The sequence below is a fragment of the Lentzea sp. NPDC004789 genome (assembly GCF_053601075.1).
The window spans coordinates 75,750-92,035 of record NZ_JBSGBE010000020.1; the positions used below are offsets into that span (position 1 = coordinate 75,750).

A 16,286-nucleotide genomic window follows, 5' to 3' on the forward strand; every position below is an offset into this window, starting at 1 on the left:
CGCCAGGCTAAGTGAACTTCCCGGCGCGGGCCGGAAGGCGCGTCAGCGGTCCTCGACGAGGGCGGGCAGCCTGCCGTCCTTGACGAGCTTCACCAGTTCGGCGTGGTCGGCCTCGGTCTGGTCGGCGTAGTCGAACGCGTACTTGGTGAAGGCCTCGTCGAGATCGTCGCCGCCGCCGTTCTGGAAGTACCCGGCGAGCAGTCGCGGATCGAGCGACCTGGTGTGCGCGCGGGCCAGCAGGGCGCCCGCGAGGCGGCCGTAGTCGTCGAGGTCGTCGCGCTTCAGCGTCGTCGCGTCGATCTCGCCCTTGCGGTTGCGGAACTGCCGCACGATGAACGGGCGGCCCTCGATCGTCGTCCAGCCCAGCAGGATGTCGGACTCCGCCTGCACGAGCCGGGCGCCGTGCACGATGCGCTTGCCCTCGTGCTTGGCCGGTTCGACGTCCAGGAACGGCTGCAGCGCCGACGGCCGGGCTTCCTTGGCCTGCAGCACCAGCGCCTCGGTGCCGTTGCCGTGCAACAGGATCAGGTAGTTGCGCAGGCCGACGCTGCCGGTGCCGACGACGCGGAACGCCACGTCCGACACGCCGTAGCGCATGATCAGGATCCGCCGCGACTCGCGCAGGGTGTCCACGTAGGACGGCAGCGCGGCGATCACGGCGTCCTCGGTCTCCGGCGAGACGTCGGTGAAGGTCGGCGGGTTCGTGATGAACCGCCACCGCTCGCCGTCGTGCGCGGTCCACTTCGCGGCGAAGCGGGCGCTGGTGTTCTTGCGCGACTTCTCCGCGGCCTTGGAGAAGTCGTTGACCAGGTCGTCGGCCTTCACCTTCGACAGCGTCGACTCGTCACCGAGCGCCGTCCACGAGTCCAGGAACGGCATCCCGGCGAGCTGCTTGATGACGGCGCGGTAGGCCTTGACGGCGTCCTCGGCTGCCTCGCGGCAGCCCTTGTCCGACACGCCACCGACCCGGCCGGCGAGCACCAGGGACGTCACCAGCCGCTTGAGGTCCCACTCCCACGGGCCGGGCAGGGTCTCGTCGAAGTCGTTGATGTCCATGACGATCTGACCCTCGGGCGTGCCGTACAGGCCGAAGTTCGCCGCGTGCGCGTCACCGCACAGCTGAGCGTGCAGGCCGGTCGCGCACCCGGCGGCGAGATCGCCCGCCTGCAGTCCGGCGGCGCCGCGGAAGAACGCGAACGGGTTGGCGAGCATCCGGCCCACCCGCAGCGGGATCAGGTGCTCCAGCCGACCGGAGTTGCTGGCGTTCATGAACTCCAGCACGGACGGCCGCGAGGGCGCCAGCGAGACGGCGCGGTGCGCCTTGAAGTCCACAGTGGACCGCAGTGCCCGGCCGGCCGCGTAGACCTCTTCCGGCTCGACCCACTTGCCCAGCGCGGCAGCGGCCTCAGTGCGCACTCTCTCACCCATACGGGTAATCATGCCCGCGGCGGACGAGCCACATGGCCCGTCCGCCGCATTTGTGACTCAGGAACGGACCAAAATCACCCCAAATCGGGACGAACGACCTCGGCAATCGCCCGCACGCCCAGGTCGATCTCGTCGCGGGTGATCACCAGCGGGGGAGCGACGCGCAACGTGGTCGCCTGCGTCTCCTTGCACAGCACCCCGCGCGCGGCCAGCGCCTCGGACGCGGCCCGGCCGACGGGGCCGCCCGGCGCGATCTCGACACCGGCCCACAGGCCGCGGCCGCGCACCTCGGCGATGCCGTGGCCGACCAGCTTGCCCAGCTCGGCGTGCAGGTACGCGCCCATCTCGCGCGAGCGCTCCTGGAACTCACCGGTCTCCAGCAGCCGCACGACCGCACGGCCGACGGCGCACGCCAGCGGGTTGCCGCCGAACGTCGACCCGTGCTCACCGGGCTTCAGCACGCCCAGCACGGCGCGGGAGCCGACCACCGCGGACACCGGCAGGATGCCGCCGCCGAGCGCCTTGCCGAGCGTGTAGAGGTCGGCGCGGATGCCCTCGTGGTCCAGCGCGAACAGCTCGCCGGTGCGGCCGAGGCCGGACTGGATCTCGTCGGCGATCATCAGCACGTTGTGCTCGTCGCACAGGCGGCGGATCCCGGCCAGGTAGCCGGCGGGCGGCACGACGACGCCGGCCTCGCCCTGGATCGGTTCGATCAGCACGGCCGCGGTGCGGGGCGTGATCGCGGACTCGACCTCGTCGAGGTTGCCGTACTTGACGACCTTGAAGCCGGGCGTGAACGGGCCGAAGTCGTTGCGTGCGGTCTCGTCGGTCGAGAACGACACGATGGTCGTGGTGCGGCCGTGGAAGTTCGACCCGGCCACGATGATCTCGGCCGTGCCCTCCGGCACGCCCTTGACCTGGTAGGCCCACTTGCGGGCGACCTTGATCGCGGACTCGACGGCCTCGGCGCCGGAGTTCATCGCGAGCACCATCTCGGTGCCGGTCAGGGAAGCGAGCTCACGGCAGAACAGGCCGAACTGGTCGTGGTGGAACGCGCGGCTGGTCAGCGTGACGCGGCCGAGCTGCTCGACGGCGGCGGCCACCAGGGCGGGGTGGCGGTGGCCGAAGTTGAGCGACGAGTAGCCGGACAGGAAGTCCAGGTAGCGGCGGCCTTCGACGTCGGTGACCCACGCTCCCTCGCCGTGCGAGATGACCACCGGCAGCGGGTGGTAGTTGTGGGTGCTCCATTCTTCGTCAAGGGCTACGTGGTCAGCGCTGGTGGTGGTCTGGTGCTCAGCGATGGCGGTCATCCTCCAAGGCTAGGGGCCTGGACAAGCGATTTCAGCCGCCAAGCGTTGCGCCTGACCTCAGTTCGTTGCGTAGATTCACCGAACAGTGGCTGAACATTGCGCAACAGGCGTACTCAACGGTTCATCGATACGCTCCGCTCATGGCGAAGAAGTCGGTTCGTGCAGCCCTGCGACTCGATGAGGTGGATCTCTCCACCCTCGACCCGGCCGGTCGTCCGATCGGTCCCAAGAACAAGAAGGAGGCGGCCGAGGACCTCGCCGCCACCGGGGCCGAGCTCGACGACCTGCAGGAGGCGCTGTACGCGGAGGACTCCCGCGCGGTGCTGCTCGTGCTGCAGGGCATGGACACCTCGGGCAAGGGTGGTGTGGTCAGCCACGTCGTCGGCCTGGTGAACCCGCAGGCCGTGCGCATCGCGTCGTTCAAGAAACCGACTCCCGCCGAACGGCGCCAGCACTTCCTGTGGCGCATCAGGAAGGTCTTGCCGGAGAAGGGGCGCATCGGCGCGTTCGACCGCTCCCACTACGAGGACGTCCTCGTGCCCAAGGTCGAGCGTCTGCTCAGCGCCGCGGAGATCAAGGCGCGCTACAAGGAGATCAACGCGTTCGAGCAGGAGCTCGCGGACGGCGGCACCACGGTGATCAAGTGCTTCCTGCACATCTCACCGGAGGTGCAGAAGGAACGCCTGCTCGCCCGTTTGGACGACCCGCGCAAGCACTGGAAGTACAACCCGGCGGACATCGACGTGCGGTCGAAGTGGTCCAAGTACCAGGACGCGTACACGCAGGCGTTGCAGAACTGCCAGGACACGCCCTGGTACGCGATCCCGTCCGACCGCAAGTGGTACCGCAACTGGGCGGTCAGCCGGTTGCTGCTGGAGACCATGCGCGACATGGACCCGAAGTTCCCGCCGCCCGCCTACGACATCGAGGCCGAGAAGGCCCGGTTGATCTCGAACGACCCATTGCGCTAGATGCAATCTTCATTGCGCCTATTGCCTGACTGTAACGGTCTAGGCCACTGTGGGCTGCGCCGCCGTTGAGTATCCCGGAGGTGCGGACGTGGGTGTGGACCGGCGACGTTTTCTCGGAGCCATGGGTGTGGGAGCTGGACTGCTGATGACCGGAGGAACCGCGGAGGCGGCACCTGCCACGAAGAGAGTCTTCTTCGGCGCGTACACGACGTGGAGCGGTGGCGCCAAGGGCATCGGCATCGGCACCTACGACCCGGCGGGCGGCCAGCTGAAGAGCACCGGCGTGATCGCGGGCGTGGTCAACCCGTCGTTCGTGATCGAGTCGCGCGACGGCCGGTTCCTGTACGCGGTCAACGAGAACACCAAGGGCGAGGTCACCGCGATCGACGCGCGGTCGCTCAAGGTGCTGAACAAGCAGCCGACCGGCGGCGCCGACCCGTGCCACCTCACGCTCGACCCGTCCGGGAAGTTCCTGATCACCGCGGACTACTCGTCGGGGTCGCTGAGCGTCTTCCCGGTGAAGGCGGACGGGAGCCTCGGTGCGCGCACGCAGAAGGTGCAGCACAAGGGTTCCGGACCGGACCCGGAGCGCCAGGAGGGCCCGCACGCGCACCACGTCGTGTTCGACCCGGCGGGCCGGTGCGCGCTCGCGGTCGACCTCGGCGCCGACGCGGTGTTCACCTACTCGTTCGCCGGCGGTCAGCTCAAGCTCGTCTCGACGGCGAAGTTCAAGCCGGGCGCCGGGCCGCGGCACATCGCGTTCCACCCCAACGGCCACACGGCCTACGTGGCGAACGAGCTGGACTCGACGATCGTGGCCTGCGGATACGCCGACGGGAAGCTCACCCCGGGGCAGGTGCTCAAGACCGCGCCCGCCGCGGGAGTGCGCAACTACCCGGCCGAGGTGCTGGTGTCGGCGGACGGCAGGCACGTCTACCTGTCCAACCGCGGGCACGACAGCGTCGCGCACTTCACGGTCAACGGGGCTGAACTGGCGTTGGTCGGGCACACGCCGGTCGGCGGCAAGTACCCGCGGCACATCACGCTGGACCCGTCGGGGGCGTTGCTGTTCGCGGCCAACCAGAACTCGAACAACGTGACGTCGTTCGCGGTGGACCGGGCGACCGGCGCGCTGACGCCGTCCGGGACGCCGCTGCAGACCGCGATCCCGGTCTGCGTGCTGCCCACACGTCTGGGTTAACGCACTTCTGATCGACCGTCCACAGTGGTACTCCGTGCCCTATGGGTCTTATGGCTGGAGTACTGGCAGCAGCTCTGATGGTGCCCGCGCCGATCGCGCCGGAGTACGTCGCACTCGGCGACTCCTACGCGGCCGGTGCGGGCGCCGGTTCCTATATGGACGGCTCGTGCCGGCGCAGCGCCAACGCCTATCCGGCGTTGCGGGGCAAGGACTTCCCGTCGTTCAAGTTCGTGGCGTGCAGCGGCGCGACCACGAAGTCGCTCAAGCCGCAGCTCAAGGCGCTGACCCCGGCCACGACGCTGGTCACGGTCACCGTCGGCGGCAACGACCTCGGGTTCGTCGACGTGATGACGACGTGCACGCTCAAGGGCGACAAGGCGTGCGAGAACCGGGTCGGCAAGGCCAGGGCCTTCGCCCGCGACCAGCTGCCCGCGCGGCTCGACGCCACCTACGCCGCGATCAAGGACGCCGCACCCGCGGCTCAGCTGGTCGTCCTCGGTTATCCGCGGCTGTTCACGCCGGATGACGGCTGCCGGACGCTGTCCAAGCGCAAGCGGGAGGCGCTCGACGACGCGGCCGACGAGGTGTCCGACGTGATCTCGGCGGCCGCCGCACGGGCTGGTGCGCGCTATGTCGACGTGAGGGAGGCGTTTGCGGACCACGGTGTCTGCGCGGACCTGCCCTGGATCAACGCGCTGGTCAACCCGACCGAGGACTCCTACCACCCGAACAAGGCAGGTCAGGCGGCCTACTTCGAGGCGTTGACAGCCGCTTGGTGAGCGGGGCGGAAATCTGCTCGGCCTCGCGCGGGCGTTCGTGTGATCATGCGCCAGTGAATGTGGCAGTGAATTCGTTGAGGGAGGTCACGGCCACCCGGTACGTGACGCCGTTCCGCGAGGGCGGTTCCATGCCGGGGCTGGTCGAGGCCGACGACCTGGGCATGTACGTGGTGAAGTTCCGCGGCGCCGGACAGGGCGTGAAGGTGCTGGTCGCCGAGATCGTCGTCGGCGAGCTGGCCCGCCGGCTGGGCTTTCGCATACCCGAGATCGTGCTGGTGCACCTCGACCCCGAGCTGGCGCGTGCGGAACCGGACCAGGAGGTCCAGGAGCTGCTGCGCGCCAGCGGCGGCCTCAACCTCGGCCTCGACTACCTGCCCGGCTCGTTCGACTTCAACCCGGTCGTGCGCGACCCCGGCGTCGAGCTCGCGACGAAGCTGCTGTGGCTGGACGCGTTGGTGCTCAACGTGGACCGCAGCTGGCGCAACCCGAACATGCTGCTGTGGCACCGGGACGTGTGGCTGATCGACCACGGCGCCGCGCTGTACTTCCACTACTCGTGGAGCGAGGATCGGCCCGCCACCAAAGAGTTCAAGTACGACGCGTCCGACCACGCGATGCTGCCGAACGCGGGCGCGCTGTCCGAAGTGGACGCCGAGCTGGCCGCGAAGATCACGCCCGAGCTGCTCGACGAGGTGCTCGCCCTGGTCCCGGACGAGTGGCTGGAGGGGGATCCGGTAGAACTGCGGCAGCGTTACAAGGACTACTTCACCTACCGCCTCGCCCACCGCGGCTGGGTCGACTCACTGGAGGCCGCGCGTGCCGCACGTGTTTGAGTACGCGCTGCTGCGGGCGGTGCCGCGGCAGGAGCGCGGCGAGTTCATGAACGTCGGCGTCATCGTCTACTGCCGCGACCTGGACTTCCTGTGTGCGAAGACCTATGTGGACGGTGATCGGCTGCGGGCGCTGGACCCGCGGCTGGACGTCGAGATGCTGGAGACGTCGCTGAAGCACCTCACGAACTCGTGCGACGGCACGCCCGACGCCGGCCCGGTGAGCAGGACCACGATCGGGCAGCGGTTCCGCTGGCTGACCGCGCCGCGCAGCACGATCGTGCAGACCTCGCCCGCGCACACCGGGTTCACCGACGACCCGTCGGCCGAGGTCACGCGGCTTTTCGAAGCGCTGGTGCTGCCGCCCCGGTAGGTTCGTCGCAACCTGAAGGGGCGCCTCGCGTCCCTAGGTGCAAAGCGAAACTGACGCGATCGGGGTTGGCGACACATGAGCGCTGGGTATCACCACGGCTACCAGCAGCCGCGGCGTCCCATGCCGCCGCAGCGGCCGATGAAGAAGAAGGTGCGTCCCGGACGCGTCATTCTGGTGCTGCTGCTGGTCTTGCTGCTGGCCGTCGTCGGATTCGGCTTCTACGTCGACTCGACGTTGAAGCGGATCGACGCGCTGCCGGACTACGAGGGACGTCCCGCCGACACGCCGGGCACCACGTGGCTGCTCGTCGGTTCCGACTCTCGCGACGGGCTGACACAGGAGCAGAAGGACAAGCTCGCCACCGGTGACGCGGCAGGCAGCCGCACCGACAGCATCATGATGCTGCACCTGCCGGACAACAGCGCGGCCAAGCCGGTGCTGCTGTCGATCCCGCGCGACTCCTACGTGGCGATCGAGGGCAACGGACGCAACAAGATCAACGCTTCCTTCTCGTTCGGCGGGCCGCAGCTGCTCGTCAGGACCGTCGAGGGCGCGACCGGCGTGCGGATCGACCACTACATGGAGATCGGCTTCGGCGGGTTCTCGAACATCGTCGACGCGGTGGGAGGCGTCGACATCTGCCTCGACCAGGCGATCAAGGATCCGATGGCCGGCATCGACCTGCCCGCGGGCTGTCAGGAGCTCGACGGCCCGAAGGCGCTCGGGTTCGTCCGGACCCGCTACACGTTCGCGACCTCCGACCTGCAGCGCGTGCAGAACCAGCGGAAGTTCCTGTCGGCGTTGTTCGAGAAGGTGAAGAGCCCTGCCACGCTCGCGAACCCGTTCCGCCTGCTGCCGCTGATGAACGCGGCGTCCGGGTCGGTGTCGGTCAACGAGGGCGACCACGTGTGGAACCTGGCGAGCGTCGCGCTGAACATCAGCGACGCGACCTCCGGCACCGTGCCGATCAGTGGCACTCCGACGATCGGCGGCCAGTCGGTCGTGCAGTGGAACAAGGAGAAGGCCTCGCAGCTCTTCGACCTGATCAGCAAGGACCAGCCGGTGCCGGCCGAGCTGATCGCTCCCCCGAAGTAACTACTCGGCGGGCTCCGAGGTGGGCTCCGAGCCCGTCAACCCGGCCTCCTGTGCGATCTCTTCGAGCTCGCGCAGGAGGTCGTCGTAAATCGGCGTCGCTGACATGGTCTAGCCCCCTGTTTCTGGATCTTCCCCCGTTCAGGTGACGGGAGCTTACGCCTCTGTACCCGTTGTTCTCTCGTCCTATGCCATCGCGACGCTAAATGTTGGCTAAATCCATCTCGTGACCAGGCATTATGTGGGTTGAGCACATATTGATCACGTGCGGTGACGCCTACCGTTTCCGGTCATGTCGAGTGTCACGGGTCACACCGCGCTGGTCACCGGAGCCGCGAGCGGCATCGGCCTGGCCTGCGCCCGCGCGCTGGCGGCCGCGGGCGCGAAGGTTCATCTGGTCGACCTCGACGAGGGCGTGCGGGACATCGCCTCCGAGATCGGCGGGGTCGGGCACGTTCTCGACCTGACCTCGCCGGTGGACGCGCTGCCCGCCGAGGTCGACGTGCTGGTCAACAACGCGGGTGTCCAGCACGTCGCACCGATCCACGAGTTCCCGGTCGCGCGGTTCTCCTCGATGCTCGAACTGATGCTCGGAGCCGCGTTCCGGCTGACCCGGCACGTGTTGCCGCACATGTACTCGCGCGGCTGGGGCCGGCTGGTCCACATCTCCAGCGTGCACGGGCTGCGCGCGTCCGCGTTCAAGTCCGCCTACGTGGCGGCGAAGCACGGCCTTGAGGGGTTCTCCAAGGTCGCCGCCCTGGAGGGCGCTCCGCACGGCGTGACGTCGAACTGCGTGGCGCCTGGGTACGTGCGGACTCCTTTGGTGGAGAAGCAGATCGCGGACCAGGCGCGGGTGCACGGCATCTCCGAGTCCGAGGTCTCCGAGCAGATCTTCCTGCAGCGCAGTGCCGTCAAACGGCTGATCGAGCCTTCCGAGGTCGCGGATGCCGTGTTGTGGTTGTGCGAGAACAGTTTTGTCACAGGCACGTCGTTGGCCGTCGACGGCGGCTGGACCGCTCAATGAGGAGTTGTCGATGATCAGGAAAGTGGTAGGCGCGTCGCTCATCGGGACAACGGTCGAGTGGTACGACTTCTTCCTCTACGGGTCGGCTGCGGCACTGGTGTTCAACAAGCTGTTCTTCCCGACCGCGGACCCGCTGACCGGGACTCTGCTGGCTTTCACGACGTACGCGATCGGGTTCCTCGCACGGCCATTGGGCGGACTGGTGTTCGGCCACTTCGGCGATCGCTTGGGGCGCAAGAAGTTGCTGGTGCTGTCGTTGCTGCTGATGGGTGGCGCGACGATGCTGATGGGCGTGCTGCCGACGTACGCGTCGGTGGGCGTGCTGGCACCGGTGTTGCTCACGTTGCTGCGGCTGATCCAGGGCTTCGCGCTGGGCGGTGAGTGGGGCGGGGCCGTGCTGATCGTGTCCGAGCACGGTGATCCGGCGCGGCGCGGGTTCTGGGCGTCGTGGCCGCAGGCGGGTGTGCCGTGCGGGAACCTGCTCGCCACTGCCGTGCTCGCGGTGCTGGCGGCGGTGCAGTCGGACGCGGACTTCCTCGCGTGGGGCTGGCGGATCCCGTTCCTGCTCTCGGGTGTGCTGGTCGTGATCGGGCTGTGGATCCGGCTCTCGGTCTCGGAGTCGCCGGTCTTCCTCGCAGCGCAGGAGAAGGCGCCGAAGCTGGAGAAGGCGCCGGCGTTGGAGCTGCTGAAGCACAACTGGCGCGAGGTGCTCATCGCGATGGGCGCGCGGTTCGCGGAGAACGTGTCGTACTACGTGATCACCGCGTTCATCCTGGTCTACGTGGTGACCGGGCTCGGGCTGTCGAAGTCGGTGGGGCTCAACGCGGTGCTGATCGCCTCGGCCGTGCACCTGGTGACGATCCCGGTGTGGGGGCACCTGTCGGACCGGTTCGGGCGGCGGTCGATCTACCTGGTCGGCGCGGTCGGCATGGCCCTGTGGATCTTCGCGTTCTTCGCGTTGCTCGACACGAAGAGCCCGCTGCTGATCACGGTGGCCACCACGGTCGGGCTCGTGCTGCACGGCGCGATGTACGGGCCGCAGGCGGCGTTCTTCTCGGAGCTGTTCGGCACGCGGGTGCGCTACTCGGGTGCGTCGGTCGGCTACCAGCTGGCGTCGATCGCGGCCGGTGCGCTGGCCCCGCTGATCGCGACGGCGTTGCTGAAGGCGTACAAGTCGTCGGTGCCCATCGCGGTGTACGTGGTGATCACGTGCGTGATCACGGTGGCGGCGATCGCCCTGGCGCGGGAGACCCGTGGTGCGGATCTGGAGGAACGTGACAGGGTTGGGGTGTGACACGGCGACGTGAAGCCGAACTGGCGGCGTTGTTCGAGACCGCGTCCGAGCTCGCGGGCATGCGCGACCCGGACGCGGTGCTCCGCTCGATCGTGCGGCGGGCGCGGACGCTGCTCGGCACCGACGTGTCGTACCTGTCGATGAACGACCCGGCCGGCACCTACATGCGGGTGACGGACGGGTCGTTCTCGCCGCTGTTCCAGAAGGTGCGGCTGGGGCTCGGCGAGGGGCTGGGCGGGCTGGTGGCGCAGACCGCGCGCCCGTACGCGACCTCCGACTACTTCGCCGACGCCCGGTTCAACCACACCCGGCCGATCGACTCCGCGGTGCGGGACGAGGGCCTGGTGGCGATCCTGGGCGTGCCGCTGAAACTCGACTCGAAGGTCATCGGCGTGCTGTACGCGGCCGACCGGACCTCGCGCGAGTTCCCCGCCGAAGAAGTGGCGTTGCTGCAGTCGTTGGCCGACCACGCGGCCATCGCGATCGACACGGCCTCCTTGTTCGCCACGATCCAGTCGCACAACGAGGCCATGAAACGCGCCGAGGAGGCGCACGACCGCCTCACCGACCTGGTGCTGCGCGGCGGGTCGTCGGCCGAGGTCGCGGCCGCCGTCGGCGAGCTGCTCGGCGGGCCGGTCGAGGTGCTGGAGTCGGTGCCGTCGTTGGCCGTGCGGGCCAACGGCCGGGCTGTGCTGCTCGACGACGTGTGGCTGTGCGCGGTGCTGGCGGGCTCGGAGCTGCTGGGCGGTCTCGCGTTGTCCGGGCGCCCTGACCTGTCGGACGCGGACCGGCGGCTGTTCGAACGGTCGGCGGCGGTGACGGCGTTGTTGTTGCTGCTGCGCAGAACCGTGGCCGAGGCGGAGAACAAGGTCCGCGGCGAGCTGATCACCGACATCCTGGACGGGCGCGATCCCACCGGACTGCTGGCGCGGGCGCGGCGGATCGGCGTCGAGCTGACCGAGCCGCACGTGGTGCTGGTGGCCGACGGAAACCTGTCCGGGGCCACGCACTACGCATCGGTCCACCGAGGACTCGCCGGGTCGCGCGGGCGGGACGTCGTGCTGGCGTTGCCCTCGGCCTCCACGGACGTCGCCCGCGAGGTGGCGAAGGCGCTGGACGCGACGGTCGGGGCCTGCGGACCGGTCGCCGGGCCGGTGGCGATCGCGGCGGCCTACGAGGAGGCGCGGCGGTGCCTGAAGGCGTTGCGGCAGCTGGGGCGGGAGAAGGACGCGGCCACGCTGGACGACCTGGGGTTCGTCGGCGTGCTGCTGGGTGACCGCGCGGACGTGTCCGGGTACGTGCGGTCGGTGCTGGGGCCCGTGCTGGACTACGACTCGGAGCGCGGCACGGAGTTGGTGCACACGCTGGAGGTCTACTTCCGCTGCGGTGCGAACCTCAGCCGGGCCAAGGCGGAGCTGCACCTCCACGTCAACACGGTCACGCAACGGCTCGACCGGGTGTCGTCGTTGCTCGGCGACTGGCAGTCGCCGGACCGGGTGCTGGAGGTGCAGCTCGCGTTGCGCCTACTTCGGCTGCTGGGCTAGGACGTCACCTGCCAGCGCGTCACCCGCCGGCGCGTCGGAGTTGCCGAACGGCTTGGCGATCGCCATGTACACCAGGCCGATCCCGACCACGAGCGCACCGCTGAGGATCACGACGTAGTTGTCGTACCAGGGCGCGTCCGGGGTGCGCGGCCACACCATGTTGACCATCGCCGCGACGCCGTACGCGAGCGCCAGGACGTTGACGACCAAGCCCCACCGGCCGAGCGTGAACTCACCCGACGGCGTCCAGCCCTTGAGGCGAGCCCGCAGCGCCGCGAACACGACCATCTGGAAGCCCAGGTAGATGCCGAGCGTCGCGAACGACACGATCTTGTCCAGCGCGTTCGTGGACAGCATCGACGCGAACACGATGAGGATCGGGACGACGCCGGCGAGCGCGAGCGCGTACGGCGGGATGTGCCGCTTCCGGTTGAACTTCGCGAGTGCCCTGTGCCCGAACAGCATCTTGTCGCGGGCGTAGGAGTAGGTCAGCCGGGACGCCGCCGCCTGCAGGGACATCGTGCAGGACAGGAACGAGATCAGCACGACCGCGATCACGATCTTGTAGCCGATCGGGCCGAACGCGTTCGTGAGGATGTGCGTGACCGGGTCGGCGTCCTCGCCGCTGACGACCTTGCCGAAGTCCGGCACCGCGAGCAGCAGCGACAGGCACGCGAACGTCGCCGCCGCGCCGCCGATGTAGATGGTGCGGCGCATGGCCTTCGGGATGACGCGGCCGGGGTCCTTGACCTCTTCCGCGGTGTCGCCGCAGGCCTCGAAGCCGTAGTACTGGTAGAGGCCGATGATGCCCGCCGCGAGGAACGCGGGCAGGTAGCTGCCCGAGCCGCCCGCGCCGAAGCTGTCGAACAGCACGCCCAGACCGTGGATCCGGTGCTCGACGAGCAGCCAGATGCCGACCACGAGCGCGCCGACGATCTCCGCGGCGAACCCGAAGATCGCGGCCCACGACAGCACCTTCGTGCCCGCGTAGTTGATCAGGGTGGAGACCACGACGATCGCGATCGCGCACAGCACGGTGTTGCCCGTGGTGGCCGTGTAGCCGAGAAGCGTTGCCAGGTAAGGACCTGCGCCATAGCTGACGGACGCGATGGTGACCAGCAGGGCGATCATGTAGACCCAGCCGGTCATCCACGCCCAGCGCTTGCCCCACAGCCGGCGTGCCCACGGGTACACGCCGCCCGCGACCGGGTACTGCGCGACGAGCTCGCCGAACACGAGCGCGACCAGGAACTGGCCGATGCCCGCGACGACGAAGCTCCAGATCATCGGCGGGCCGCCCAGGGCGAGAGCGGTGCCGAACAACGTGTACGTGCTGACCACGGGGGAGAGGTAGGTGAAGCCGAGCGAGAAGTTCGCCCAGGGACTCATGTCCCGCTTGAACTCCGACGTGTAGCCGAGGTCCTTGAGCCTGTCCGCCTCGTCGAGCGTCGCCGTCATCACGCCTCCTTGATCAGGTCGGCAGCGCGTTCTCCAATCATGAGAACCGTGACCATCGGGTTCACGGTCGGCATGGTGGGGAACACGGATGCGTCGACGACCCGGAGGCCCTCGATTCCGATGACCTTCAGCTCACCGTCCACAACGGACCCGATCGCGCACGTGCCGGCCGGGTGGTAGACGGTGTGGGCGGCCCGGCGCCCGTACTCCGACAGCGCCTCGTCGCTCGTGACGTCCGGGCCGGGCGCGATCTCCCGCTTGAGCCACGACTTGAGCGGTTCCTGTTCGGCGATCTTGCGGGCGATCTTGAAGCCGTCGACCAGGGTCTGCTCGTCGTAGCCGTCGGGGTTGGTGAAGTAGCCGAAGTCCAGCGCGGGCTTCTCGGTGGGGTCGTTGGACTTCAGCCACAGCTTGCCCTTGCTGTGCGGCCTGGGGATGTTCGGCGTCATGCAGACACCGTGCTCCACCGCCGGGTAGCCGAGGCGTTCCGTGTTGGTGGTGAACGGGATCTGGTAGAAGTGGAACATCAGGTCCGGCCGCGGGTCGGACTCGTCGCGGCGGATGAACAGGCCCGCGTCGGAGTCCATGACCGAGTTGGGCGGCAACGGTTTCGTGGTCTCCCAGACGATGACCGACTCCGGGTGGTCGAGCAGGTTCTCGCCGACGCCGGGCAGGTCGTGCTGGACCTCGATGCCGATGCTGCTCAGGTGCTCGGCGTCGCCGATGCCGCTCAGCATCATCAGCCGCGGGGTGTCGATGGCACCCGCACAGAGCAGAACCTCCTTGTTCGCCTCGACGTAGCCCTTGTCGGTGTGCACGCCGATCGCGCGCTTGCCGTCGAACTCGATGCGGCCCGCCCAGGTGTTGAGCAGCAGCGTGAGGTTCTCGCGGCTGTCCAGGATCGGGTGCAGGTAGGCGGTGCTGGCGCTGGAGCGCTGGTTGTTCTTCTCCGGGTGGTAGGCGATGGAGAAGAAGCCCACGCCGTCCTCGAACGGCTTGGCGTTGAAGTCCTCGACCTCGGGGACGCCGGTGGCCTTCTGCGCCGCGGCCACGAAGTCCTTGGCGATCGGGTTCCGGTCCTTCTCCTCGACCGGGATGATGTTGAGCGCGACCTTGTCGTAGTACGGGCCGAGCGAATCCCGCGTCCAGCCGTGGCCCCAGTCGTCGAAGTCCTGCGGCAACGGGTTGAAGCTGATCAGCGTGTTGTGGCTGGAACACCCGCCGAGCACCTTCGCGCGGCTGTGCCGGATGTGCGAGTTGCCGCGCGGCTGCTCGACCGTGGGATAGTCGTAGTCGTACTCGGTCTCCAGCAGGTTGATCCAGTTGCGCAGGTTGAGGATCTTCTCGTCGCCGACGTCGGACGGGCCGCCCTCGATGACCGCGACCGTCACGTTCTCGTCTTCAGTCAGTCTTGCCGCGAGCACACAGCCCGCCGTACCGCCGCCGACGATCACGTAGTCATATGCGGTCACTTGCCGTCCTTTCGCGCGGAACCAGTGCTGCGTGCAAACCAGTTTTGGGCTTGTGGCTTGAGGTTCTGGTAGACGTGCTTGGGCTCGGTGTACTCGTGCAGGCCCGCGGTGCCGAGCTCGCGGCCGACGCCGGAGCGCTTGAAGCCGCCCCACTCGGCCTGCGGCAGGTAGGGACCGAACTCGTTGATCCAGACCGTGCCGTGGCGCAGCTTCTTCGCGACGCGCTGGGCCTTGTCGAGGTCCTGGCTCCACACCCCGCCCGCGAGGCCGTAATCGGTGTCGTTGCCCAGGAACGTGGCCTCGTCCTCGGTCTCGAACCGCTCGGCGGTGATGATCGGGCCGAACGTCTCGTCCTGGACGAGCTTCATCGTGCGCGTGCAGTCCGCGTAGACCGTGGGGCGGAAGAAGAAACCGTTCTGCAGCTCGGGTTCCTCCGGCCGCCTGCCGCCCGCCTTGAGGGTGGCACCCTCCTGGGCGGCGATCTCCACGTAACCCTCGACCTTGGCGCGGTGCTCGGCGCTCACCAGCGGTCCGGACTCGGTGTCGGAGTCGAAACCGTTGCCCAGCTTGATGAGGTCGGCGCGACGGGCGACCTCGTTCACGAAGTCGTCGTAGATGTCCGTGTGCACGATCAGCCTCGTGCCGGACGAGCAGACCTGGCCGGCGTGGAAGAACGCGGCGGTGAGCGCGTAGTCGACGGCGGTGTCGAGATCGGCGTCCGCGAAGACGATGTTCGGGTTCTTGCCGCCCAGTTCGAGCGCGACCTTCTTCACCGTCTTGGCCGCGCTCGCCATGATCCGCTGGCCGGTGGCGAGGCTGCCGGTGAACGACACCAGGTCCACGTCGGGGTGCTCGCTCAGCGGCGCGCCGACCTCCGGGCCGGTGCCGAGCACGAGGTTCGCCACGCCGTCGGGCAATCCGGCTTCCTGGAGCAGTTCGAACAGCTTGATCGTGGTGAGCGGCGTGATCTCGCTCGGCTTGGCCACCAGCGTGTTGCCCGCGAGCAGGGCCGGGGCGATCTTCCAGGAGATCTGCAGCAGCGGGTAGTTCCAGGGCGCGATCAGGCCGCAGACGCCGACCGGCTCGTAGTCGATGCGGCTGATGACGTCCGCCGGGGTGCCCTGGACGACCTTCGGGTGCAGCAGGCCGGCCAGACCGCCGTAGTAGCGGAACACGGCGACGACGTCGTCCACGTCGATGCGGCTCTCGACCAGCGTCTTGCCGGTGTCGAGCGTCTCGGTGCGGGCGATGTCCTCCTTGTCGCGTTCCAGCAGGTCCGCGACCCGGTTCAGCACGGCGGCGCGGTGCTCGGGGCTCGCGTGCTGCCAGTCGCCGTGGTCGAAGGCGTTGCGGGCCTTCGCGATCGCTGAGATCGCCTGTTCGCGGGTTTGGTCCTCGATCTCGGTGAGAACACTCTGATCGAAGGGGTTGATGATCTGCCGCACCGGCGACACGCCTCCCTGTTCGTATGTCCAAGTAGGACACTGGGGTATAGCCGGTCGCCGGTGGC

At 68.5% G+C, this 16,286-nt stretch carries 14 protein-coding genes; 9 read left to right on the top strand and 5 right to left on the bottom strand.

The genetic code is table 11. From position 1 onward, the window contains the following. Positions 1-42: 42 nt before the first annotated feature. Positions 43-1,428, bottom strand: a complete 1,386-nt coding sequence (locus tag ACWEIJ_RS35685) for a DUF2252 domain-containing protein (protein WP_449841662.1) — start codon at positions 1,426-1,428, stop codon at positions 43-45. Between the two features lie 74 nt (positions 1,429-1,502). Then, on the bottom strand, positions 1,503-2,738 hold the full coding sequence (gene rocD, locus ACWEIJ_RS35690) for an ornithine--oxo-acid transaminase (RefSeq protein WP_449841663.1): 1,236 nt from the start codon (positions 2,736-2,738) through the stop codon (positions 1,503-1,505). A gap of 140 nt (positions 2,739-2,878) precedes the next feature. Here rocD and ACWEIJ_RS35695 point away from each other — a divergent pair, with 140 nt between their 5' ends. From ACWEIJ_RS35695 to ACWEIJ_RS35735, 9 genes are all read left to right on the top strand, one after another. Next, positions 2,879-3,709, top strand: coding sequence for a PPK2 family polyphosphate kinase (locus ACWEIJ_RS35695; RefSeq protein WP_449841664.1), 831 nt, complete (start codon positions 2,879-2,881; stop codon positions 3,707-3,709). Positions 3,710-3,830: 121 nt separating this feature from the next. Then, positions 3,831-4,910 carry a lactonase family protein gene (locus ACWEIJ_RS35700; RefSeq protein ID WP_449841665.1) on the top strand — a complete coding sequence of 360 codons (1,080 nt, stop codon included), beginning with the start codon at positions 3,831-3,833 and terminating at the stop codon, positions 4,908-4,910. A 50-nt stretch (positions 4,911-4,960) separates the two neighbouring features. Beyond that, entirely contained in the window at positions 4,961-5,689 is a 729-nt protein-coding gene (locus tag ACWEIJ_RS35705) for an SGNH/GDSL hydrolase family protein (protein WP_449841666.1), read from the top strand. A 65-nt stretch (positions 5,690-5,754) separates the two neighbouring features. Further along, positions 5,755-6,522 (top strand): HipA family kinase, encoded by a 768-nt coding sequence (locus ACWEIJ_RS35710; protein WP_449841667.1) that lies wholly within the window; start codon positions 5,755-5,757, stop codon positions 6,520-6,522. Continuing rightward, positions 6,506-6,892, top strand: a complete 387-nt coding sequence (locus ACWEIJ_RS35715; protein WP_449841668.1) for a DUF3037 domain-containing protein — start codon at positions 6,506-6,508, stop codon at positions 6,890-6,892. Before ACWEIJ_RS35710 ends, ACWEIJ_RS35715 begins: the two co-directional genes overlap by 17 nt. A 75-nt stretch (positions 6,893-6,967) precedes the next feature. Continuing rightward, entirely contained in the window at positions 6,968-7,987 is a 1,020-nt protein-coding gene (locus ACWEIJ_RS35720) for an LCP family protein (RefSeq protein ID WP_449841669.1), read from the top strand. Positions 7,988-8,276: 289 nt separating this feature from the next. Beyond that, entirely contained in the window at positions 8,277-9,008 is a 732-nt protein-coding gene (locus ACWEIJ_RS35725) for a 3-hydroxybutyrate dehydrogenase (protein ID WP_449841670.1), read from the top strand. A gap of 10 nt (positions 9,009-9,018) precedes the next feature. After that, positions 9,019-10,302, top strand: coding sequence for an MFS transporter (locus ACWEIJ_RS35730; protein ID WP_449841671.1), 1,284 nt, complete (start codon positions 9,019-9,021; stop codon positions 10,300-10,302). Next, positions 10,299-11,846, top strand: coding sequence for a helix-turn-helix domain-containing protein (locus ACWEIJ_RS35735; RefSeq protein ID WP_449841672.1), 1,548 nt, complete (start codon positions 10,299-10,301; stop codon positions 11,844-11,846). Before ACWEIJ_RS35730 ends, ACWEIJ_RS35735 begins: the two co-directional genes overlap by 4 nt. On the opposite strand, the gene ACWEIJ_RS35740 is transcribed toward ACWEIJ_RS35735, so the two are convergent. The 3 genes from ACWEIJ_RS35740 to ACWEIJ_RS35750 are packed head-to-tail and all read right to left on the bottom strand — an operon-like array spanning position 11,826 to position 16,221. After that, positions 11,826-13,304, bottom strand: coding sequence for an APC family permease (locus ACWEIJ_RS35740; RefSeq protein WP_449841673.1), 1,479 nt, complete (start codon positions 13,302-13,304; stop codon positions 11,826-11,828). The genes ACWEIJ_RS35735 and ACWEIJ_RS35740 overlap by 21 nt on opposite strands. Beyond that, a complete protein-coding gene (locus ACWEIJ_RS35745; RefSeq protein WP_449841674.1) occupies positions 13,304-14,776 on the bottom strand; it encodes a GMC family oxidoreductase in 1,473 nt (490 codons plus the stop codon). The genes ACWEIJ_RS35740 and ACWEIJ_RS35745 overlap by 1 nt, the downstream gene beginning before the upstream one ends. Further along, positions 14,773-16,221, bottom strand: a complete 1,449-nt coding sequence (locus ACWEIJ_RS35750) for an aldehyde dehydrogenase family protein (RefSeq protein ID WP_449841675.1) — start codon at positions 16,219-16,221, stop codon at positions 14,773-14,775. Before ACWEIJ_RS35750 ends, ACWEIJ_RS35745 begins: the two co-directional genes overlap by 4 nt. Positions 16,222-16,286: the final 65 nt, after the last annotated feature.